General features: G+C 38.9%; 23 protein-coding genes. 10 read left to right on the top strand and 13 right to left on the bottom strand.

Features of this window, described 5'->3' with window-relative positions; all coding sequences use genetic code 11:
* Window positions 1–3 precede the first annotated feature (3 nt).
* The 5 genes from BacF7301_RS24670 to BacF7301_RS24650 form a co-directional block, all read right to left on the bottom strand.
* Window positions 4–534, bottom strand: a complete 531-nt coding sequence (locus tag BacF7301_RS24670) for a hypothetical protein (RefSeq protein WP_167966848.1) — start codon at window positions 532–534, stop codon at window positions 4–6.
* Complete coding sequence (locus BacF7301_RS24665; protein ID WP_167966847.1) at window positions 534–1259, bottom strand: T9SS type B sorting domain-containing protein; 726 nt, start codon at window positions 1257–1259, stop codon at window positions 534–536. Before BacF7301_RS24665 ends, BacF7301_RS24670 begins: the two co-directional genes overlap by 1 nt.
* Entirely contained in the window at window positions 1256–1870 is a 615-nt protein-coding gene (locus tag BacF7301_RS24660) for a TetR/AcrR family transcriptional regulator (protein ID WP_167966846.1), read from the bottom strand. Before BacF7301_RS24660 ends, BacF7301_RS24665 begins: the two co-directional genes overlap by 4 nt.
* 374 nt (window positions 1871–2244) lie before the next feature.
* Window positions 2245–3024 carry a 7alpha-hydroxysteroid dehydrogenase gene (hdhA, locus tag BacF7301_RS24655; RefSeq protein WP_167966845.1) on the bottom strand — a complete coding sequence of 260 codons (780 nt, stop codon included), beginning with the start codon at window positions 3022–3024 and terminating at the stop codon, window positions 2245–2247.
* A 366-nt stretch (window positions 3025–3390) separates the two neighbouring features.
* The gene (locus BacF7301_RS24650) at window positions 3391–4329 is read right to left on the bottom strand and encodes a DUF1848 domain-containing protein (RefSeq protein WP_167966844.1); all 939 of its coding nucleotides are present in this window, start codon (window positions 4327–4329) and stop codon (window positions 3391–3393) included.
* 456 nt (window positions 4330–4785) lie between these two features.
* Between BacF7301_RS24650 and BacF7301_RS24645 the strand changes: the two genes are divergently transcribed.
* From BacF7301_RS24645 to BacF7301_RS24630, 4 genes are all read left to right on the top strand, one after another.
* A complete protein-coding gene (locus tag BacF7301_RS24645) occupies window positions 4786–5655 on the top strand; it encodes a DUF6845 domain-containing protein (protein WP_167966843.1) in 870 nt (289 codons plus the stop codon).
* 193 nt (window positions 5656–5848) lie between these two features.
* Window positions 5849–6610, top strand: a complete 762-nt coding sequence (locus BacF7301_RS24640) for a hypothetical protein (protein WP_167966842.1) — start codon at window positions 5849–5851, stop codon at window positions 6608–6610.
* A 119-nt stretch (window positions 6611–6729) separates the two neighbouring features.
* Window positions 6730–7533, top strand: a complete 804-nt coding sequence (locus BacF7301_RS24635) for an AraC family transcriptional regulator (protein ID WP_167966841.1) — start codon at window positions 6730–6732, stop codon at window positions 7531–7533.
* Between the two features lie 95 nt (window positions 7534–7628).
* Window positions 7629–7994, top strand: a complete 366-nt coding sequence (locus tag BacF7301_RS24630) for a VOC family protein (RefSeq protein ID WP_167966840.1) — start codon at window positions 7629–7631, stop codon at window positions 7992–7994.
* A 146-nt stretch (window positions 7995–8140) separates the two neighbouring features.
* Here the strand turns inward: BacF7301_RS24630 and BacF7301_RS24625 are convergent, their stop codons facing one another.
* Window positions 8141–8998, bottom strand: a complete 858-nt coding sequence (locus BacF7301_RS24625) for an AraC family transcriptional regulator (protein WP_167966839.1) — start codon at window positions 8996–8998, stop codon at window positions 8141–8143.
* Window positions 8999–9311: 313 nt separating this feature from the next.
* On the opposite strand from BacF7301_RS24625, the gene BacF7301_RS24620 reads away from it, so the two are divergent.
* Window positions 9312–9536: a winged helix-turn-helix domain-containing protein gene (locus tag BacF7301_RS24620; protein WP_167966838.1), complete on the top strand. Its 225-nt coding sequence runs from the start codon at window positions 9312–9314 to the stop codon at window positions 9534–9536.
* Between the two features lie 134 nt (window positions 9537–9670).
* On the opposite strand, the gene BacF7301_RS24615 is transcribed toward BacF7301_RS24620, so the two are convergent.
* Window positions 9671–10984, bottom strand: a complete 1314-nt coding sequence (locus tag BacF7301_RS24615; protein WP_167966837.1) for an amino acid kinase family protein — start codon at window positions 10982–10984, stop codon at window positions 9671–9673.
* 447 nt (window positions 10985–11431) lie between these two features.
* Between BacF7301_RS24615 and BacF7301_RS24610 the strand changes: the two genes are divergently transcribed.
* Together BacF7301_RS24610 and BacF7301_RS24605 are read left to right on the top strand one after the other, a co-directional pair.
* Window positions 11432–12724: an MATE family efflux transporter gene (locus tag BacF7301_RS24610; RefSeq protein WP_167966836.1), complete on the top strand. Its 1293-nt coding sequence runs from the start codon at window positions 11432–11434 to the stop codon at window positions 12722–12724.
* Between the two features lie 42 nt (window positions 12725–12766).
* Window positions 12767–13474, top strand: a complete 708-nt coding sequence (locus BacF7301_RS24605; protein WP_167966835.1) for a TIGR02757 family protein — start codon at window positions 12767–12769, stop codon at window positions 13472–13474.
* A gap of 94 nt (window positions 13475–13568) precedes the next feature.
* Here the strand turns inward: BacF7301_RS24605 and BacF7301_RS24600 are convergent, their stop codons facing one another.
* From BacF7301_RS24600 to BacF7301_RS24590, 3 genes are all read right to left on the bottom strand, one after another.
* On the bottom strand, window positions 13569–14855 hold the full coding sequence (locus BacF7301_RS24600; RefSeq protein WP_167966834.1) for a leucine-rich repeat protein: 1287 nt from the start codon (window positions 14853–14855) through the stop codon (window positions 13569–13571).
* Between the two features lie 11 nt (window positions 14856–14866).
* Window positions 14867–15271 carry a hypothetical protein gene (locus tag BacF7301_RS24595; RefSeq protein ID WP_167966833.1) on the bottom strand — a complete coding sequence of 135 codons (405 nt, stop codon included), beginning with the start codon at window positions 15269–15271 and terminating at the stop codon, window positions 14867–14869.
* A gap of 164 nt (window positions 15272–15435) precedes the next feature.
* The gene (locus BacF7301_RS24590) at window positions 15436–17091 is read right to left on the bottom strand and encodes a tetratricopeptide repeat protein (RefSeq protein WP_167966832.1); all 1656 of its coding nucleotides are present in this window, start codon (window positions 17089–17091) and stop codon (window positions 15436–15438) included.
* Window positions 17092–17325: 234 nt separating this feature from the next.
* Here BacF7301_RS24590 and BacF7301_RS24585 point away from each other — a divergent pair, with 234 nt between their 5' ends.
* The 3 genes from BacF7301_RS24585 (at window position 17326) to BacF7301_RS24575 (ending at window position 19927) form a co-directional block, all read left to right on the top strand.
* The gene (locus BacF7301_RS24585) at window positions 17326–17679 is read left to right on the top strand and encodes a type II toxin-antitoxin system MqsR family toxin (RefSeq protein ID WP_167966831.1); all 354 of its coding nucleotides are present in this window, start codon (window positions 17326–17328) and stop codon (window positions 17677–17679) included.
* 5 nt (window positions 17680–17684) lie between these two features.
* Entirely contained in the window at window positions 17685–18680 is a 996-nt protein-coding gene (locus BacF7301_RS24580; RefSeq protein WP_167966830.1) for a type II toxin-antitoxin system antitoxin SocA domain-containing protein, read from the top strand.
* A gap of 506 nt (window positions 18681–19186) precedes the next feature.
* Complete coding sequence (locus tag BacF7301_RS24575) at window positions 19187–19927, top strand: hypothetical protein (RefSeq protein ID WP_167966829.1); 741 nt, start codon at window positions 19187–19189, stop codon at window positions 19925–19927.
* Between the two features lie 418 nt (window positions 19928–20345).
* Here the strand turns inward: BacF7301_RS24575 and BacF7301_RS24570 are convergent, their stop codons facing one another.
* The 3 genes from BacF7301_RS24570 to BacF7301_RS26020 form a co-directional block, all read right to left on the bottom strand.
* Window positions 20346–21017 carry a RelA/SpoT domain-containing protein gene (locus tag BacF7301_RS24570; protein WP_167966828.1) on the bottom strand — a complete coding sequence of 224 codons (672 nt, stop codon included), beginning with the start codon at window positions 21015–21017 and terminating at the stop codon, window positions 20346–20348.
* Window positions 21018–21023: 6 nt separating this feature from the next.
* Window positions 21024–22124, bottom strand: a complete 1101-nt coding sequence (locus BacF7301_RS24565; RefSeq protein WP_167966827.1) for a ParA family protein — start codon at window positions 22122–22124, stop codon at window positions 21024–21026.
* 714 nt (window positions 22125–22838) lie between these two features.
* Window positions 22839–22985, bottom strand: a complete 147-nt coding sequence (locus tag BacF7301_RS26020; RefSeq protein ID WP_245208298.1) for a DUF5989 family protein — start codon at window positions 22983–22985, stop codon at window positions 22839–22841.
* Window position 22986 lies beyond the last annotated feature (1 nt).

Raw genomic sequence — 22986 nt, 5'->3', positions numbered from 1 at the left:
TAGTCAATAGGTTAATCCGACTTTCACGGTGAGGGAATGGTGTGATAATTCTTCCTTAAATTCAGTACGGAAATACGGGTCGGTTTGTTTCTTTAACCGTTCCAACTTCTGTATTTCATAGCCTAACGCTACACTCATTTTCAGCTTTTGAGTAAGTCTTAGTTGTGCCCCCACGGAAGGCGAGAGATAAAATCCGCCGTTTGTTTCTTTGGCGGCAGCGAATGAGCCGCCGATATTACATTCCAAATAAGGAGTTAGCTTTCTGGGTTGGGTAATGAAGAACTGTGCGTTGGCATATAATGGGATAAGCGCTTTCTCATAAACAGATAAACCACTGCCGGCACCGACGGTAAACCGCTGATTGATGTGATAATGAGCAATGATTTGTCCGATGAAAGGTGTATGCGAAGGTTGGCTCATGGAGAACCCGGTTCCGATAGATACAGTATAAGAGAAATGTTTGTTATCTGCCTGTCCGTTGGCGTACATTGCGATGAGGGATAACAGAATAAAGGTGAGTGTTGACTTTTTCATTATTGTATGTATATCGTTATGCTTTTGACAATATGTAATGCAGTTGTGAGCGAAGAAGTATCTTCTGTTATATCCCCGTTGCTTCCGTCCGGACTGCTATGTCCGATTAACTTGGCTGCAAATACTTTTTCACCGGAAGTTAAATCCACCTCTGCTGCATAGACAAGGGCAGGCTGTCCGCTTCCCTCTTTTCCGCCGGAATAATGGACGTCTCCTTCTTTGGCGGATTTCGGATATGCATCATTGAAATCTGTAGAATGATTGATTTCTACTTTGACAATGAACTTCTTTACCTTACCCGTAGGAGTTATCCGTACATCAAAACTGCCTTTTGGAGTTGCTCCGCTGACTCCGTCGGTGAATGGCGATTTCTTTGTCGGAAGATACAGTCCGTCCTCATATTGAACACCTCTCTGATGACACCAATGTGGCAGAGTCTCTTTTCTGCGGTTTCCGCCGGAAGCTTGCCAGGATTGAGTGGCTATTTTATGCGTCACATAAATAGTGGATAAATAATTTCCTTCCATATCTTCCGTCCAAATAGCAATTTGTGGCGGATTCTTCTTATTGATACCTAAGAATAGCGGAAAGTCATGCATCCATTCCTCACCCTTTTCGATAGATATTTTGAGGTCGTCGGTGTTGTAATCTATTAATTCCTGATTGCATCCGCTATTAATCAATAGAGAGAAGAACCATAATCCCATAATCGTCATTTTATTCATTTCGTTAAAGTTGTTTTTTGTAACCAAAGGTCTACTAGTAAATTAATCCCCTCTTCCAGTTGTTCCCAACCGGTTTCCTGTTGTATCTTGAGTCCGTTATATGCCTGGCAGTTTTCTTCGAGCAGCGCCAGATAGCTGATAGCCGCTGTGATAATGGAAGCTACGGCGGCAGTTTCCTTTTGCGGATGCTTTGAAAGCCTGCTGACGGCTTCTATCAGCCAGAGTCCTTTCTCTTCCCGCTTGTCGCGCAGCTCTTTCACGAATTTGTTGTCTGTTGAGAGCTCCCAGCGATATAACCGTTTCAGTGTATAACTTTCCCGCAGCCGGGCGATTTGTCTTTTGAATATTTGCTTGATAAATTCAGATAAATGTTCTTTATCCGGCAATTCTTCATTGAAGTTAATCCAATAGTCATTTTGTTGGATATAGGCTGCTATCAACCCGTCTAGTGAGTTAAAATAACGGTAGATAAGCATTTTGGAAACTTTAGCCTTGGCTGCTATTGCATTGATGCCTAATCCTTCGAAGCCACTTTCCTCGATGATGTCATCGACGGCTTTAATCAAGGTAAGTTCCGTTGCCTGCCTGTTTTTGGTAATCTCTTTTTCCATACTTTTATAGTCTTGTTACTGGTTGGTCACAAAGGTATGTTTCCTACCGGTAACATGGAGAGGGAAAAGAGTTTTTTTTGATGCGGCTACTCTGAATTTGGAAAAGAATGATGAAATATGGGGGCGGCGGGAGAATTGTATGCTCGGTAATGCGATGCAATAACTAGTTTGTGGCAATGCATTGTTTAAGAAACCAGGCTTCATAAATTATTTATTCAACCTGCGATTCAGTTTTCGTTTGACTTAAGTCAAGCGATAGCTTAACTTAAGTCGAACGCTCGCTTGAGTTAAGTCAAACGAAAACCGAATAGGCAACGGGGGAAATAATCCATGCGAATGAATATCTTATTCGCAGTTAATAAGATGTTTCTCTATTATGATAATTCCACGGTTGGGTTATGAGTAGTCAATCCGCCGTCTACGACGATTGTCTGTCCGGTGATATACCGGGCGTCGTTCGAGGCGAGAAAGGCAATGGTAGCTGCCACATCTTCCGGTTCACCCAGATAAGGCGTGGCACATTGTCCCAAAAAGATGTTGCGGACATCCTCATTCAGATTATCCAGGGCGGCGGGAGTCAGTATCAGTCCGGGTGCTACGGCGTTGCAACGTATATTCTTCTTGCCCAGTTGGGTGGCGATATATTTAGTCAGGTTGATGACACCCGCTTTGCTGGCTCCGTATAAAGTCCCGTTGGCGTCGGCGGTCATTCCGCTGATAGATGCTACGTTTACGATATTTCCCCCGCCGTGCGCCACCATAATAGGAATCACTTGTTGGGAGAGATACATAGTGCAGCAAAGGTTCAGGTGGAATACTTCGTCGAAGTAATTAATATCCAGTTTCTCGATACCCAGGTCACGTTTCGGGTCGGTTCCGCCTACGTTGTTAATCAGTATGTCCACTTGCCCGTATTCTTTCATTGCAAAATCAATCAGCTCTTTACAGCTTTGCAGTTCGGTAGCGGAGAAATAAATGGGACGTACGTCAGCCCCCGATTGAGTGAGTTCGGCAGCAAGTTGCTCTGCTTTTTCTTTGGAGTGGTCGGCAATGACTACTTTGCCGCCTTCAGAAACAATACGGCGTGTGGTTGCCTCGCCAATGCCGCCGGCAGCACCGGTGATGATGACTACCTTATTTTCGAATCTATTCATATAATGGGAATTTGATGGTTACCTTCTATTTTAAACAAACGGGCGGGAGATTTGTTACTCACCTTAAACTCTCTTTAATAAGATTCGCCAACCAGTTTGAAAACTTTTGCATCTCTCTTAGTTTTCCACTCCTATATATTTAAGAAAACTGTTAAATGTTAACGCCACTCTACTTATATGTTAATCGGATTCCGATTCTATTAAACCATGTTATAAGATACCCCGTTTTGCCCGATAAATTTGGAGATAAGCCGAAAGTCCGTATCTTTGCAATGTGTTTTTCATAGTATTAGATTTAAGGTTAACAAAAGATTGGCTGTCTGGGATAGATAGCCTTTTTTTATGCCCTTAAATTCGGGAGAACATTTAAAATAGTGAGTACTGGCTATTCTTCATACTTTTCATTTCCCGTTCTTTCACCACGTCGTTTTCAGATAAATACCCGATAAGAAGCGGAGAGTTTTTATCATGCTTCTTCATATTATATTCTGCGGTGTTGTAATTGCCTTTGATTGCATAACAATAGATGCACCCGTTGAGGCAACTTTCATACGTACCGATGTCGATGCTTTCGATGCAGTTGCAGATACTCCGTTGATTCTTATCTTTCTTGGCAAGAATCGGGCAGCCGATAATTCTTTCTATCAGTTCTTTGTCGATACACAGGCCACTGGGGATATTCAGATGTCTCAAATCCACTTTAGTGGTGCAGGTATCTAATTGGACGGTCGGATATGCATCTATTGTTTTCTTGAAAGAAACAGCCATTTCTTCAATCTCTTCTTTTGTCAAAGGATTGATGTTGAATTGTCCTACCGCATTGCGGATATGCTGATAATGGTCGATGAATCCCAGCATACATTTTTCCGTATGGTCTTTAAGCCCGTCGGCTATTTGTGCAAATGCTTCTTTATGGAAAGCTACATTAAATTCTGTATTCGTTAATATCGGGTCGTAACGCCAGATGACTTTCTCTTTTCCAATCTTGTCGGAGAGCCGTTTGAAGGTTTCTATTCGTTTGGCGATAGAGGGCAAGTTGTTTTCCAACTTTTCACCGTAAGGGTTGAGGGTGAACTGGAAGTAGTATTTGTAATCCTGCAATTTATCCAGTTTGTCAATCATCGGAGCCGGATTCTTCGTCCAGAACACGACACAATCTACTACGGCAGGGGCGAGGCTGACCTTGCTAATCATCTTTGGATTGAAAGGATTAGGCACTAATACATATCCCTCTTTAATCCGGTTGAAAAACCAGGATGAATAAAATGCCGGAATATCCGTCCGGCGGCTGGCACTGATTATCATACTTCAAAGTTACGTAAAATGAATCTTATTTATCCTCTTTTGGGCAGAAAAAAGAATGAAGCCTGATTCCAGGCAATGTGATAAGCAATGATTGTGAATGAATATGTTAAATGTTAACGTGTGAAGTCTGAAATGTTAATGCGCTTCCGAGAGTATTAAACCGTGTTATATTATCACCCGTTTTCACCCTGAAATTTGCTATTTACCAGAAAGATAGTACCTTTGTAATGTGTTTTTTTCATAAGTATTAGATTTAAGGTTAACAAAAGATTGGTTGCTCGTGATGAGTAGCCATTTTTTGTTTTTATACTCCTTGTGATTGTTTATTCCTCAACCATCGCTAATAACATCTAGGACTTTCCTGCTCTTTTTTAACTTATCCGATATGCATTGTTTGGTTATAACAAAAAACGATTTTTATTGTTATAGTACGAAAGACTTAATAAACTGAACATTATGAAGAAAAGAATCTTGTTGTTAGGGGCACTTGTCGGTGCTTTCTTGTTGGTTTCTTGTTCGGGAGGGAACAAGAAGCAGGTTGCGTCCTCAGCTACTCCTGAAGAGTTGGACGACGCCAGTAAAGTGATAAATTATTATCATACATCACTCATTGTTTTGAGGCATGTAGCTAATGCAAAAGATATAAATGCGGTATTGGGATATATGGAGCAGACGGGAAAAGTGCCCGAAGTAGCTCCGATTGCGCCGCCGGAAGTCTCGGCCAGGGATACTGCGGAACTGATGAATCCAGGTGTCTACTTCAATGATGAAGTTCGTCAAAATCTGATACAGAATTATAGGGGATTATTTACTTCGAGAGCACAGTTCTACGCTAATTTTGATAAATTCCTGGCTTACCGCAAGGATAACAAAAAGGTGGAAACCACTAAGCTTTTGGAAGAGAACTATCAGTTGAGCATAGCGATGTCCGAATACAAACAAGTGATTTTCGATATATTAAGCCCTCTGACGGAACAGGCGGAAAAAGAACTTCTCGCCGACGAGCCGTTGAAAGACCAGATAATGGCTATGCGTAAAATGTCGGGCACCGTACAAAGTATAATGAACCTCTACTCCCGTAAACACGCAATGGACGGCATGCGGATTGACGTGAAAATGGCAGAATTGAAAAAGGAACTGGAAGCCGCAAAGAAACTTCCTGCCGTTACCGGTTATGACGAAGAATTGAAAAACTATCAGAGTTTTCTCTCTTCCGTAGAATCCTTTATGAAGGATATGCAGAAAGCCAGGGACAAAGGCGCTTACTCGGACGCAGATTACAATGCAATGTCCGATGCCTACGAATACGGCCTTTCCGTTATCTAAAGAAACAGACTCCCGCTATCCTGCCACCATTGGCACGATAGCGGGAATTATTGTTAATAATATTTATATCCGATATAAATCAATTGCAGTCTTGAATTCGTTCAAGACTTTTTTATTTTCTTTCCCATAACTTTGTTGCCATAAAACTAAACTATTTTATGAAATAGGAAAAGATAACCAAACCCTGTATGTTATGAAGAATCTGCAATTAACTAAACTAGGCTTTTTACTTTTTCTCATCCTGTTGTGTGGATGTAGTGACAACTTTGTTATTGACACTCCTGCCGAGGCGGGTAACTCTTACGAGTCCGATGTCCATGTCCTGAATAAATTCGTAGACATCAGCGAACCGGTTCAGAAGTATTACATTAATCCGAACAAGAAAAGCACCGTTCTGTCTTATATCACGAATTCCGACCTTGAAGAACTGAACGCTGTGAATTCCCTAAGTGCATCGAGGTATGAAAAAAGTCTGCTCCGACTGAATGAAAGGATTTCGCAGAGTATATCTTCCCATACGGTAGATTATGTAGTGATGTGTACAAGCAGCCAAATATTTGTAGACCGGATTAATAATGATTCGCCTATCGAACTGAAAAGCGCCGGTTTCACAACTTTGTCGGATAATCTGGTCGTTTCCTTACTGGATATTTCATCAGAGGAAATGTCTTCAAGAGAAATTTATTCGGGAAATCTGGTGCAGACGGGGCTTGAACTGAATCCGTCCCTGTATGCGAGGGATAACTGGATATTCCGCATAAAATGTGAGGTGGGCGAACCGACAGATAGAAAAACGGCCTGGGTGCTTTTCTGCGGAGTAGGCTATTTCAGTGCCGCCTCTTTCAATTGGCTTGCGCTCGATTCTTATGATAACCGGGTTTCTTGGAACTTCACCGGTGAAAGTATGATGGATGAACCTATGCCCTCAATTGCGCAAATGGTTTTCTTTAAATAATGGTTTTCTTTAAATAAAAGAATGTCCCATTTTTACAATACATTATCCGGCAAACTTTCTACTTTTGCAGTCGTAACCTAAAAAAACGGTTACAACTTAAAAAGTAGAAAATCTGCCGTATGCAATCATTTCAAATTATCACTCCTGTTTCCGTACTGGCTCCTTATATCCGGCATTACTGGATATTGCAGGATGATGCGGTGGATACTGTTTCCGAGCGGACTCTGCCTATCGGTTGCATCCAGCTCGTGTTTCACAAAGGCAAACGGCTCTTTTTACAGAACGAATCGCGGTTGCAGCCGCAGTCGTTTGTTTGCGGGCAGTCGGTCGGCTTTTCCGATGTGGTGTCTACGGGAAGGATAGAGATGATAACAGTTGTCTTTCAGCCTTATGCGGCAAAGGTGCTGCTTCATATTCCCGTCAACTTGTTTCACGGCCAGAATGTACCTATGGATGAAGTGGGAGATGCCGGACTCTCGGACTTATCGAAACAAGTCGCTGATACTCCCGACAATACGGCTTGTATCCGTCTGATAGAACAATTCTTTCTCCGTCGTTTATATTCTTTTTCCGAATACAATTTGAAGAGAATGTCCGCTGTCTTTCAAGAAATCAATAATCAGCCGCAGATTCAAATCTCGCAGTTGTCGGAAGCGGCTTGCCTGAGCAGCAAACAGTTCGGTCGGGTTTTTGCCGATTACGTGGGGACGACTCCTAAAGAGTTTATCCGTATTGTACGTATGCAGCGTGCGCTGTTCCTGTTGCAACAGAATCCGGCAGTTCCTTTTGCCCGGCTTGCCTATGAGTGCGGATTCTCCGACCAGTCGCATATGATAAAGGAGTTCAAGCTCTTTTCAGGCTATACGCCTGCCGAGTATCTTTCCGTTTGTGCTCCCTATTCCGATTATTTCTCCGAACTTTAGAAGATGTCCCTTTTTTCCTATCAGGGCCCGACGGGTTGCCCTACTTTTGCAATGTCTTTGCAAAGGCTTAGTAGTAACCATAAAAAAGAAACAAAATGAAAAAGTTTATTGCATTTTTCGAGATTCCTTCTGTCGATTTTCGTCGGGCTGTCGATTTCTATGAAACGGTGCTGGGTGTGCAACTTCCCGTTTTTGAATGTGAAGAAGAAAAAATGGCGTGTTTCACCGAAGAAGGGGAGACGGTCGGAGCTATTTTCTACGCGCCGGATTATCTTCCTTCGGAGAAAGGAGTGATTATCTCTTTTAATTGTGAAGATATTACCCTGACATTAGAAAAGGTGCTTCAGAAAGGTGGAAAAGTCGTGATGCCCAAAACGAAAATAGAAGTAGAAGGCAGAGGCTGGTTTGCTCTGTTTACCGACAGTGAAGGAAATCGAGTGGGGCTATATGCCGACAGATAACTGATAAAACTGATAAAAACAGATAAAGGAGAGGAAGATTATCTGTACATCGTAATTCCCATTCATCGGGAATGGAAATGAGCTAAGTTGATACAGGCGTGCCAAGACGGAGTGGCACGCCTGTATTTTATACTTCTTATTCCATTTTATTCCACCGGAATATAAATCTCCGTCAGCAACTCTTCGGGAGTCGTTTTGCACGGGTCGTTCAGATAACGTTCGGCACTGGCTTCGTCGCGCAACGTACATTCCATTTCGGGCAGATATTTTCCGTAAATAGTGTCATACACTGCTTGCAGGTTGTCGTACGGCCCTTTATAAAGGAAAATGGCATAACGTCCGGCAGGAAGCATCTTGAATCCTACGTCGCCTTTAGGCGCTACCTGAACAGGCATTACCATACATACATCTGTACGCAACTTCTCGGCAGGTGTCACTTTGGGGTCGTCGTGATAGATGCAAAGCGGGCTGAAATCCCCCATTGGCAGGTTTTGTTCTTTGATAAACTGCCACAACCGTCCCCAGGTTCCGCCATAATCATTCAGTTTGTAGTCGCCCGACAGGCGGATATAAATCACATTTCTTGCAGGTACATTCTTAATCTCACTTTTCAGTTCCAATTCCGGTCTGATAATCGCTGGTTTCATAATTACAAAGTTTTTATTGTTTCGATACTCTAAAGGTGAAATCCCATAAAACTGCCTGAATACTTTCGACAATGAAGAGGGAGACGAATATCCGATGCGATAGGCAATATCGGCAATCGGGATATCCGAGTAGCGGAGCAGGCGTGCGGCAGCTTCTGTCCGCGTCCGGACAATAAACGTACCAATCGGTTCACCGAGAAATGCTTTCATTATCCGGTGAAAGTAAAAAGGAGAGAAATTAGAAACCTTGGCCAGCGATTTTAAATCAATATCTTCTCCTAAATGCTGATTGATATATTCCACTACGACATTTACGCACTTTTGATACTCTTCTTTCGTTGTTTTCTTCTGTTGCATAGTTTGATTGTTATTTCACTTTGCAAAGGTACTGGTAAAAAAGGGAACAGACTTGTCCGATATTGCTTATTTGTAGAATATCTATTTGTTGACGATGCTTTATTATCCCTTTGTTTGATAATTTATTTTAATATTTTGTGTATTTAAGTATGGTATAACTGTATATAAAATGACCATATTTTTAACCGTTTGCGGTGATATGGATTTTAATGTTTTAAATAATGTCAAAACCTGAAATAAAAAACGCTCTTTTGATTATAATCTATTGCTAAAATCGCTATATTGTAACCAAATTATTAAATAAATAATAGCCATGGATAAAAGAATAGTAGGGACGAACGCCGGAAAGGTCTGGTGCGCCCTAAAGGAATTTGGTGAAATTTCAATACCAGAATTGGCGAGAAGATTAAACCTTAGCGTAGAGAGTACAGCATTAGCTGCCGGTTGGCTGGCAAGAGAGAACAAAATTTGTATTCAACGAAAAAATGGATTGATAGCTTTATCCGACGAAAGCGCCTTTCCTTTCAGTTTTGGATAGTATGGATTTTGTAAACGAACGTCATTGAAGTTTTATTAGCTTATTGATAATAAAATGTCAATACGTATGGATAAAAGTAAAAAGAAAAAAATACCGGGGAGTGGATAAATCTGCTCCCCGGTATTTTTTTCGGGTCAGGCTGCGCACTGGTTGCCGAAGAATTGTCTGGACAGTGAGTTGATAAGCTTGTTTTTATCTGTGGTGTGCACGGATAACGTGAAGCAGTGGTCGCTTCCCCCGTAAGAAATGAGAGATACGGGAATGTCCTTGATAGTGTCCATGATATGGCTTTCTACCTGCGTGCGTTCCCAGTGAAGTGAGCCGATGATGTGTATCACGGACATATTTTCGTCTATGACCATTTCAGCATACTTATGCAGTTCCCTTTGGACTATTCGCAGGGTATCACTGCTGGCTGTCAGCATCATGGAGATAGATACGTTGGATGAAGCCATTGAAACGACGTTTATTTGATATTTGTTGATGACTTCCAGTAATTTCCCCATTAGCAAATAGCCGGGCAATACGTTTAATGACGTAAAGCGTACAAAGGTGGCTGAGTCCTGCGAAAGTATTGCTTTGACACTGTCACCTGTGTCGTGAGAGGAGATATAGAGCCGTTCGGTTGTCAGGTCATGGATATCTGTCAGGCGGATGGCCATGTTGGAACGTGCCGCAAGGGTGATGCAATCCGCGTAGAGCAGGTAAACTCCGCTGTTAATCAGTTGTTCGGCTTCCGTATAGGTCAGTGAGTGCTGCTCTCTCCGGCAGTTCCGGTTTGCATAGATATGGTTGATTTGGGTGGATAAGACTATTTCGTCCGCTTGAAAAATGGTAGCGAGCACTGTTGCGTAGTAGTCGTTACGCCTTTCGCTCATGAAGTCCGTTTCACCATATACATTCTTGCAGATAGAGAGCGGGGCGACAAAAAGCTCGATATTCCGGTTTTCGTCGATATATTGACGGATAGATTCCTGGATATAAGGGATATCCGGTTTCCTTTCCAGATTGGTTTGCATAAATTTACCGGTATCCAGCGTTTGGGCACGAAATCCCTGTTGGCGCAAGCAGTAAGTGAATAAATCACTGGACAGTCCGTATATTTCAGCTTTTATTGTTTTATCAATCAGTAAATCAGCCTTGTCCTCTACCAACGCATGTATTTTCTTTATGCACTCCCGGATACGGATTTTCATATCCTGATTCAATTGCGGTTCTGTGATGAGATGATTGGTCAGGCTATAACAATATTCTTCAATAGCATTAACAGTGGTATGAGAAGCTTCGTCTTCTTCGTGGAACCAACTGGCGGAGATAGCCTGCATCCATTCTTGCAACTGTGTCAATACAGGAAGTACGGCTACATAAGGATGTTCCTGCCGGATACAGTTGATAACTTGCTTGATATCATCTTCATCTTTAATTTTTTCAAATTTGCAAACTTTCATCGTTGTCTGATTATTTATTGGTTGTTACTCTTTTCAAAATGATATGCCTTTTTTCAAAAGGGAATGATTGGATAGTATCATTCTTTTGCTTTGAAATCGGGTATATCTCTATAAATCAATTTATTAATCTTGTAATCAATGGCTATATAGCATTTCCTTACTATAAATAATCTGCCAATACCGTACCACATTGGGATATGAAATAATATTTGCTATCTTTGTAGCGTAATTGTAATTGATTGATAAACCAACAATATTCATCTATTTATGAAACTCTGTATCTAGCTACGCTCAACGAATAGCGCCACTTCTAATAAGGCTATTCAGCTATTAGACAGGCAGCTACTCGCCTGTCAAAGAGTTTTATATCCATTTTTATAAACTTGCGAAACTGTGTACTGCTATGAGAATGTGGTATGCCGTATCGTGTTATTTTTAAGTTGAGCGATGAATTATACATATAAGCAAATATGGCTCATCAACTTTCCTGTGATGATGAGCATACTCATGGAACAATTAATCAATATCACCGATGCTGTCTTTCTTGGGCATGTGGGAGAAGTCGAACTCGGAGCGTCCGCACTTGCCGGAATCTATTATTTGGCCGTTTATATGCTGGGCTTCGGGTTCAGTATCGGGATGCAGGTGATGATTGCCCGTAGAAACGGGGAACAGCAGTATAAAGAGACAGGACATACCTTTTTTCAGGGATTATATTTTCTGTCAGGGTTGGCAATCATTCTTTGCCTGCTGCTCCACTTTGCCTCTCCCTTAATCCTGCGACAGTTGATTACTTCTGATGAAATCTATAAAGCAGTGATTCAGTATCTGGACTGGCGTAGCTTCGGACTGTTATTCTCATTTCCTTTTTTAGCTTTACGCTCCTTTCTGGTAGGGATAACAAACACCAAGGCGTTATCCGTAGCAGCCATTACAGCTATCTGCATCAACATCCCTTTTAACTATTTACTAATTTTCAAACTGAATTTAGGCATATCAGGAGCAGCTATGGCTTCTTCTTTAGCAGAGCTTGGAGCCTTTGTCATACTTCTATTATATATGTGGACGAAGATAGACAAAGTGAAATATGGATTAAAAATAGTCTACGACAGGAAGTTATTAATGAAATTATTAAGACTTTCTGTTTGGAGCATGCTCCATGCCTTTATCAGCGTTGCTCCCTGGTTCCTGTTCTTCGTAGCTATCGAACATTTGGGAAAGACAGAGCTTGCCATCTCCAATATTACCCGTAGCGTTTCTACCGTTTTCTTTGTGATAGTCAACTCTTTTGCATCCACTACCGGTTCATTAGTCAGCAATCTGATTGGGGCGGGGCAGGGGAAAGAACTTTTCCCCGTCTGCCGTAAAGTTCTTAAATTGGGTTATGCCGTGGGACTTCCATTGATAGTGCTAGCTCTTTGGGGCAATCAATGGATTATCGGATTCTATACGAATAATGATTATTTGGTAAAACTGGCCTTCTGCCCTTTTATAGTCATGCTGTTGAATTATACATTTGCATTGCCCGGATATGTTTATATCAATGCTGTAACGGGTACGGGAAAGACACAGCTTGCATTTGTCTTCCAGTTAATCACTATTCTGGTGTATCTGATTTACCTGTATCTGTTGAGTGAATATTTCCATGCTTCCCTCACTGTGTATATGACGGCGGAATACCTGTTTGTTATTCTCCTGGGAATACAATCCGTTATCTACTTAAAGAAGAAATCCGGCTAGAATATGTACTTTTGCATTTTCAATACTAGATACATTCTCAAAATGACTGAAGATATAAAGAATAAACTTTTGATGTGTGCGGAGATTTATCATTGCGCAGACTTTATAACGAGCGACCCGGTACAATTCCCTCATCGCTATACGCTGAAACAGGATATTGAAATCAGTGGCTTGCTGACCGCAATTATGAGTTTCGGCAATCGCAAACAGATATTGAAGAAAGCGGACGAACTGCACAGGTTGATGGGGGATTCGCCTTATCAGTATGTGCTGTCCCGCCAGTGGGAGGTCGATTTCCCTTCGGGAGTAACCAATAGCTTCTATCGTATGCTGTCGTATGCCGATTTTTATGGATACTTCCGGCGGTTATATGCAGCCTATACACAGTTTGAAAACCTGGAAGAAACCTTGAATACGTACTCAGGAATACCTATGGAAAAGTTGTGCTCATTCCTTGAAGTATCCGCTAAAAGTCCTCAAAAGAAACTCAATATGTTTTTGCGTTGGATGATTCGCCGGGATTCGGCAGTTGATTTTGGAATTTGGAAGAGCTTTGACCGTAAAGAACTGATTGTTCCTTTGGATACACACGTCTGCCGGGTAGCACATTATTTCAAGTTGACGGATACAGAAACCTTTTCTCTGAAAAATGCCCGTCAGATAACGACAGCATTGGCTGAAGTTTTCCCGGATGATCCTTGCCTGGGCGATTTCGCCTTGTTCGGCTTAGGCGTGAATGGGGAGATTTAACACGTGACCTGATAAAATGAAATTTTCGATTATAACCGGAAAAGTTGATATAAAACCAACTTTTTTCGGTTATAATCGAAAAATCAGAGAATTATTAAAATGTTGTTATTTTGTTTGTGAAATCCTTCCAACCATTTGCATTCTTGTATTTCTCCACAGATTCGGCAGGAACATGAATGACGGTGATATCGTCCGGAAATCCGTACCATACTTTTTCAAATACCTGTGGAGGTGTTATCCCTTCTACCTTTACTTCCTTAATACCTGTATTATTGAAAGCTGAAAAATTAATCTGTGTGACGTTTGCCGGAATGGTTAATTGAGTCACTTTTCTATTACCGCCCAATAGTCCTTGTCCCAATATCCGGATACTTTTAGAAATTTCGAAGCGAGTTAATTTCGGACACCCTTCAAGGCAGTAGGGGTGAATCATAGCTTCGGGATTTTCATTGAGAACAGTTCCGTAGGTGGTCACTTCCGTCAATTCCGGGCAGTAATAAAAGGCTCTTTGCGCTATGGTTGTAACGCCATTCGGTAATTTCACAGTGGTAATGCCACTTTCCCGAAATGCTTCCAACCCGATTGTTCTTACATTCTCCGGAATCTCAATCGTTTTTAATTGAGAAGTACTAAGGAATGCCTGTGCTCCGATTTCTTTTAGTGTCGCAGGCAGCAGCACCTCTTCAACGCCCGCATATACAAAAGTGCTGGCGGGAAGTTTGGTGAGTTTCGTCCGACTTAAATCCGCTTTTTTCAAGTTCCGGCAATAGTAGAAAATGTTTTCCTCAAGTTGTTCCAGAGTCGTCGGGAATACAATTTCCTGAACGGTTGAATTGAAGAAAGCCATATCTCCGATAGATTGCAGCCCTTCGTTGAACACCACCTTGTTTATTTGACTACCTCTGAAAGTAGCCTTTGAAATTGACTTCACACTATTGGGAAGTATGATTTCATTATGCCCTTTCAATACTTCCGTCAACACTCCATTTTCTACACGGACAGGAGAAATCTGCACGGAGAAACTTTTCTGTTTACCCTCTATCGTTATGGTTACTTCCTGTTTATCAACAGGGGCAGATGATGAGAAACCACTGAGCTGTTCCGGGGTAACCTTCACAGGTCGTTGTTTCCCGTCATCATACTTACCTGTCACGTTAAGGCCGGTTAAGTCTATATTCTCTCCTAATGCATAAATCGTTTTTGCGGGCAATTGTTCTATGGAGAAATCCTCTAGTAAAGCTCCTACAGGTTCAGCAGGATTTGCTGCCGAAGGTGAATCTTTCTTGTATTCGTCATTTTCGGTGCTGCAACTTAGTAATATTGCTCCCAGAACCATTTGCAGGCAAAGTGCTGTAATTATATAAAGTCTAGTTTGTTTCATATGATAAAAGTTTAGTTAGGGAATTGGGTTAAACGTATTTCTACCTTTACGACTTTTCCGGCTTCTACGGTTTTGCCGGAAGACCATATCTGGTAGTTGTCAGGGCCACCCCCTTCTTGTACCACGAATGTCAGGAACCGTTGCGACTGCGTTGCGAACCATTCTTCTCGTGGCAATACAAAGGTTGCTATACCACTTTCATTTGTCTGGGCAATTGCAGTTGGCAAGGTTAAATTATCTTTTTCAAAAATCTTATAATCCTTTTCATTATACATTTTTACGGGAACGCCCGTTGCAATTTTTCCATTCTCATCATAAACGGCTACCACTACTTTTGCTTCTTTCATTTCTTCGTTTCCTTTTTCGCATGCTACCATGAAAAGCATGACGCTTAATAGAATAACAATCTTCTTCATAATCTTTTCTTTTTTTTCTAATTTTTCGAATACAAAAGTAGTAAGATTGCATCAAATATGGGTTATGATGCAATCTTTCAAATCTAACACTCTAATTTAAAGTGTGTTGATATTCAATGAGTTGTATAAGATGTATTCTAAGATTTCTAACACAGGTCTAACACCTATCCGAAAAGTGCTAAAAACAACTCCTTATTGGCTGTTTCTGCCGATTTGATACGTGATTTGAGCCGTGACTTGCGAGCATATACATTAGCTACCGTATCTTTCATGAACAAACTGATTACTTGTGGCGAGAAACCTACAAAAATATAACAAAGCAGCCGTATGTCAGCTTCTTTCATTGACGGAAAATCATTCCGCAGCTTCTCCATAGCATTATCATGGCAGGTATTTACGATAAGTTCCAGCTCTTGGAGCATTTCATTGTTCTCTGCAAAATCGGTGATAATCTGTTTCACTTCGTGGAACATGGCAGCCTGTTGTGATGTGGTGTTCTCACGTTCATAGTAAGTCTTTCCCAGTTTGTCAATGATGTCAAAGCGTGAAGCTATCAAACCCTTTAAATGGCTTTCCGCATTGCGCTGTCCTTCCATGTGTTCCGTCAGGGTTTTGTATTGGAAGTTGGCTTCTTCCGCCAATAGCAGGTAGTGGTCGGTACGTTCGCGTTGCAGGCGCAGACGTTGACGGATGATGTAGTATGCTACACCTATTATCAGAAAAATTACGCTTGCTACGGCAATCTCCCAGATAGTACGGTTCTTCATCCGGTATTCGGCAAAATTGGAGCGTTCCTTGAAATAGTCACGTTCCACCATACCGGCGGAAAATTGCATATTCGAGCGCGTCAGAGAGTCAGTCAGATAGATATAATGATGTATCTTCTCGGTTGCTTTCTCGAAGTTTCTGGCCTGCGCTTCAATCCGATAAGCGGTGTATTGCAGGTCTGCCATATCACGAATATCGGTAGAATGTGCCTCTGCAAGTGCCAGATAGTAGCGTGCGCTGTCTATACGGTTTTTCAGTAGATTTACATCTACTAACGTATGATATCCGTAGAGCGTATCTTGCCGGGCAGAAAGTTCGATACGTTGCAGCAGGTCATGAGGAATTTGTTTCTTGCCTGACACCACATAGAGAGAAGCAAGATTGGTGAGACTGGCTTTGGCTAACTTATCGTACTTGTGTTCATCGGCCAAATCGAGTGCGGCAGAATAGAGCCGCATGGCTTTCTCCATATCTTTCGAATTGAAAGTTGCGGCTGCCATATCAAGAGTTGCCTCTGTTTCTTCGCGAGTGTTATCAGATTGCCGGAAGTTATTGCGAGCTTCACGAAAATAATGATAAGCCCGGCTATAGTTCATCTGGTCATAATACACTTCACCGATTTGATTGTATAAAAGCCCCGCATAATAAGGCTCATTGGTATCTTTCAGTTTCTCTTCAACTTTCAAGTAAAGGCGTAACGCTCCCGGCTTGTCTCCTGCACGCAGTTTGACTTTTCCCCAATAATAGAGAGTCTTGCATTGACGGCGTAAATCTTTGGGATGATGTTTGTAATACTCCCAGGCCCGACGAATCAGCGAATCATTTGTTGCTTTAATATGATTCTTGTCTAAAGCCTCTGAATAAAGCAACGCATACCTAGCCTGTTCAGCCTGGCTGCCTTCCGATTTGAGTTGTTGTAATATTGTTAAGGCACTATCCGGCTTATTTTGTAACAGTGCTTCCGCCTCGTCAAGCCGGGAAATCTGTTCTCTGTTATAACATCCTGTAAAAAAGAGAATTGCTAATAGTTTGAGTATAATTCTGCATTTCATGATGTGAATGTAATAAAAATATTTCGAGTTTAGTATGGAAATGTCATATCTTTATAATTCTTATGATGTTTAATTTTGCAAAGGTAGGAAAATTGATTTGAGTTAAACTTTTCGGACTAATATTAATATTCCTTGAGTATATAGTTCTTTAATAGAGGATTTTTCAACTTTAAAGTTGAAAAATTGTTGTATCATACTATATTATTCATATCTTTGCATAAAGATATTTTAGATATGGATATAGAAACAGTCGATAAATTCTTGAAAGAATTTAAAGATAAGGCTAGGGTTTTCGGGATTATCTTTCGCATAGATAGAAAGAAGAATATGCAAGCTTTGCTTGATTTGGAAATTTCGGCAATTATGCGTGAAAAGATAATAATGTCTTTGAGAGTTGAAGACTATTATAAAGGTCCTACGGAAGATAAATTGAATTATATGGGAGAACTTTGGGAGTTTGGCAAGTCCGTAGATAAAAAGGAGGTCTATATCAAAATAAGTAAAGGTACTGGAACAAATTTTCCAATCTGTGTCTCCTTTCATTTGGCTGAGAGAAAAATAGAATATCCTTTCAAAAATAAAAAGTAGAAGTTATGAAAAGTCCGTTTACAGGTGGTGACGCTGTATTGTGTCATGAAAAGCAATCATTTGAATTTCGAAAAGACAATTTTGAGATAGTATATCATTTTTATAGATGTAAGGATACAAATGAAGAGTTTACTACAACTGAACTTGATCAATTGAATATGAATCAAGTTTATAATTTGTATCGTCAGAAATATGCAATACCATTTCCGGATGAAATAAAAAGGGTCCGGGAATTATATGGTATATCTGCACTTCGTATGTCTAAACTTTTAGGTTTCGGAGATAACCAATATAGAAAATACGAAGAAGGAGAGATGCCTAGTGTGTCTAATGGAAAAATGATTTCAGCTTTGAAAGATCCTCATTTCTTTTTGGAAATTCTGAAACTTGCTCAAAATCAGTTTCCCAATGATGAGATACTTAAAATTGAAAAAAGGGTAAAGGAACTGTTATTAAATAATTCCTGTTTTGAGAATAAAATAAATGAATTTATATTTCACAACCATTTGTCTTTACGTTCAAGTATGAATGGGTATGCTTCTGTCATTCCCGAGAAGGTTAAGCAGATTATTGTCTTTTTTGCATCTGCATTACAAGGAGTTTTTGAAACAAAACTAAATAAATTATTATTTTATTCTGATTTTCTTTCCTATAAGAAATATGGTAAAGGTATTAGCGGGTTACAATACCAAGCTATAAGTTATGGGCCTGTTCCTGTGCGTTATAGTACTATATATGAGAACTTGGACGGATTAAAAAAGGAAATTATAAATTTGGGAAATGGTTATTCTGGAAGTATAATTACAACTGTTGAGCAATTTGAACAGTCTTTATTTACAGTTGAAGAATTAGAGGTTTTACAATGTGTATTAGTTCATTTTGAGAAGAGTAAGGCTAATGAAATTTCGGAAATGAGTCATGCTGAGGAAGCGTGGCGCCAAAATGAAAAACAGCATAGCTTGATTGATTATAGTTATGCGTTTGATTTGAGACAGTTGTAATATTAAACTTCGTCCTAATAAACGGTTAGCCGTATTCTGTTTAAATGAATCCGACCGTTTTTTCTTTATCTTTCTCCCACAGATATTAAGTTTGTAATATATACGAAGGAAAGAAAGAAGCCGTCCAACAAGTTGTTGGAAAAAGGTAATCCCCTTTTTAGTTTTGCACTCGGAAGAGTTTCATATAAGCTTTAAGACTGTTAGTAAGCCTCAAGCTTAAATAGCTTTTATTGATATAGCTTCTTAGCGGATATTAACAAGATTGTTTTTCTTTCTTTCAAATAACCAGACTAAAAGGGGACTTACAAATTATCGGTCTAAGGTTGATATTCAAAGATGCAGGCAAAGAAATATAAATGAGATAGATATAAAACGATAATTTTACATTATTCTCCTAAAATATTATCTTTGTGTTCATGATAAGTTTCTCATAAAGTTTTTTGGTTCATATTATCGAAGACGATATTGGAACTGTTATATGATAAATTACAACAAATACTATAAATATGATAAATCTTGATTTATATACAATTGATTGGACTACTATAGGATCAATAGCAACTGCAATTGCTATGATAATTGCTTTTAGAGCTATAAGCGTATCTAATAAACAGAATAGAGAGAATCGTAACCTTCAAATTTTACTAATTCGTCAAGAACAAGAGCAAAAAAAACTTGATGAAATGGTAAATAATATTTTAGAAATAAGTCATTCTATAAAACCGATTGATGTTCTAGACTTTTCTTCAAAGTGGATAGATAAAGTATTTACAACAGAGGATAGACGCAAACTTGATTATATGGCAGATCAAGACTTATTAAACAATATCCGACTAAATATCCAACTGATAAAATTGAAAAACTATCCTACTGCAAATATCTTGTTGACTCGTCTAAATACGATTAGAGAAATTTATGGACAATGGATAAGATGTATCAACCCACTACATGTATTTTTAGAATCCAAAGATAAAATCACAAAAGAAGAGCAAGCTGCATTTATGACAAATATAGTAAATCAAATGGCAGCAACATGTAAAAAACTTAGTCCTGAATATACACCAATAATATCTGATATTTACAAGCAAAGAACTAATATAGTAGATATAGCTAAAGATGTAATGAACATTTTTGAATCAGTAATATCTAGCCAAATTCAAGTCCTTAAGCCGACATTTGAAAAAGAATTATATGAGTTTATAAAGAAAGAGCAAGAAAGGATTGATTGTATTATTGAAGCAAAATAATTTTGAAAAGAGTTTTCTATATCTTGATATGTATAAATAGTATATATTTTTATCGCCTTTCCTACTTTCAAAAAAACATTAGCAAGTCGAGTCAGAGAAATTGAAATACCTATTTTGACTATTTCTTGAACAAATAAAACTATATATAGTAAAATATAGCCAATTACCGACAATTTTTCCGACAAACCACTGAAACGTCCCTTTACTTCCTTTGTTTGAGGGTGGAAGAGAAATGTAAATGAATCAACTATTATCCTAATATTAGCTCTATAGAAAGAGAACAACTAGAGCAATTAATATTATGGAGAGTCCCCCTTTAAGAATAAAATGCTTGAAGGTAAATAGAGACTTTGAGAATTTCCATTTGCCTTCTATGATAATTCAATATAACCAAATATAAGTATGTGATTGATCTTTTTTACCTTGTTAAATGTTCTTTGTGTGACCTAAAAATAGAATCTGCTAATCGAGTTCCTGTTGAGACTAGTTTTGATAAAACTCTTAACTGTTCTTTACAGGCGATACTCTCTGTTGGATGTGGATAGTTAATCGTGTGGTCTATCTCTCCCCATATCTCTTCAAAAAGTGTCCTAACTTGGATCTCACAACAGATAGCATTTTTATTATTGGGCTTAACTAGGTAATGAATACTAGTATAATATGTGTCACGCAGTTCTGTTTCTAAATTTAACTCCTCGTAAAATTTCACTGTTTCTGGATCCCAAGTATATGCCTTAGGCTGTTCGACAAAAATCCAATCTCCACTATCTATTTTTTCCATTATAGCATTATGAATAGCAGGGAATTGATCTTGATATAAATGTAGAACCCTAACTCCAATAAAGTCAGTAATTTCATTAAAAATATTCTCTTCCGTTATAATTCTTCCCTTCTCCTGCTTTCGTAATAGCTTATCTTTCAAATGTGTAGGATCTTTCAATCTAGACTTAATAGAATGAATTATAGGTGATTGATTTGTGTTTAAATTTGGATGTTTCTGAAAGAAAACTAAGACACCCGCTAAAAATTGCTCATATTCAAATTGTTTGACGACATACGCATCGACAGCTTTATCAATATCAGAGTTCATATACACTTAGTTTAGGGTATTGACACGTTCAATAAAACTATCAGAGAATTCAATATATTTTTCTCTCGTAGCTTCATATATTTTTCTATTCCCCATAATTGTTCCTTTATCTTCTATATCAAGATTTGGACATGAAGGAATTGCCCATATTGGAAGTTTGTATTTTTGCGCCATATTTGGGAGTGTATTATGTGAATGCATAACGGCAGTTCCACCCATCGGATTTCTAGCTTGCTCCTCTGATAAATGTCCTCTAACATCAATATCTATACATTGTTCTATAATTGCAGGAATTTCTTGTGCATAGTTATAATGAGCAAGTGCTAAATCCCATGGAGAATTACCCGAATATTTTTTTGCATTATAAATTGTATAGCCTAAAAATCTTACAAAATTCTCGGGAAATCTTAATCTCTTATCTTCAGATATTAATCCATATATAGTGTTAAATTCTTTTTTCCAATTATTCAATGCATTACCTATATTTCGTATTCCATACGATGAAAACATATCAGGGAGAGCTGGGATTAAGAAACCATCAACCATAGAAATTATAACTTTATTCAAAGCTCCTAAGCTTGGTGAGGTGTCGATAATAATAAAATCGTAATTATTAATTGAATAATAATTTTCTGCAAGTTCTCGAATTTTTGTAATCGTCCTTATTGAAAGAGGATCTCCCGAATATGCTCCACTCCATCTTTCAGAAATTTTATTCTCATATTGGTAAACAGTAAGCCTTCCTGGTATTAAATCTAAATTAGTTCTAACTGAATAAGCCGGTGGTAAATTAGATAAGTCTCCTTGTCCGTCTTCTGTTGGCTTTAATAAAAAATGAATAGTTCTTGTTCTAGAAAGAATATCAGAAAGTTCTTCTTGGGATTTATTCTGTTTTGCGGTTTCAAAGTCATCTATAAATAAGTCTTCTTCACGCCAAATTTCGTGAAGTAATTCCTCATTCATCCCACAAATTGTTAAGTTACACTGGGGATCCAAGTCAATCATTAAAACCTTATGTCCTCTTTCTGCTAAGATATTCGATAGGTGAAAAGCTAAAGTTGATTTACCTACTCCGCCTTTATTGTTAAAAAGTGAAACAACTCTCATTTTTTATGTATCTTATTATTTATCAATAAATTGAATGCATTGTGCTGCTTTGCTGTTGATGTACAAAGAAGAACTATAACATAGCTGAGTACAAAGATACTAATTTTTTGAATACAAATAAAGTATATATAATAGTTTATTCAGTAAGTTTATTGAGAATTTATTAATAATGGAAGTGCTCTACCGCTAAAAAATATCCAATAAAAACTTTTGGGCTAGAGTGAGGGAGGCTCTCTTTAATTATATTAGGTGAGAGGTATTTACTGAGTATTTCCACAGAAAAAAGGCAACTAACTCGCAATGGATTAGTTGCCTTATATTTTATATTAAAGTATTTAAATATCAATATCTGGTACTGGATTGATATTCTTGAAATAAAGATATCGCCGCATGGTATAGTTATTGTACATTATGGCTATTTGGGTAAGTGTTTTTCTCCTCAGGTAAACGTTATATACAGTTTTAAGCTGACTTTTTCCTCTAATTACCTCTCTCCAGTTGTGATGTAATAATCACTTCACCACATATAATCATGGTCCGAACTAACAAACTCATGATTACGAATATGCCAAATCTTTCTTTTCTTTTTGATGAATAAAGAATAGGGGACTATTATGGCGAAATAAATTAGTATGAGGAAACAAGCTATGATATACTTGTTTGCCTGTTTTATGATATTTGAGAAGCCGTGGAATAATTTAATAATCGTTTTCATTAGAATAAAGAATAAATGAATGGTGCAACAGCTGAGTTAGCGAAAATAACAAGAAGCCCTACTATAAGTAGAATAAATAAAATAGGTGCCAACCACCATTTCTTGCGATTTATGATATACTGAAAAATTTCTTTCAAAAAAGTCATG

This window comes from Bacteroides faecium (assembly GCF_012113595.1).
Lineage (GTDB): Bacteria > Bacteroidota > Bacteroidia > Bacteroidales > Bacteroidaceae > Bacteroides > Bacteroides faecium.
Note: the sequence above shows the minus strand (reverse complement) of the source record. Positions and strands in the feature narration are given on the sequence as shown.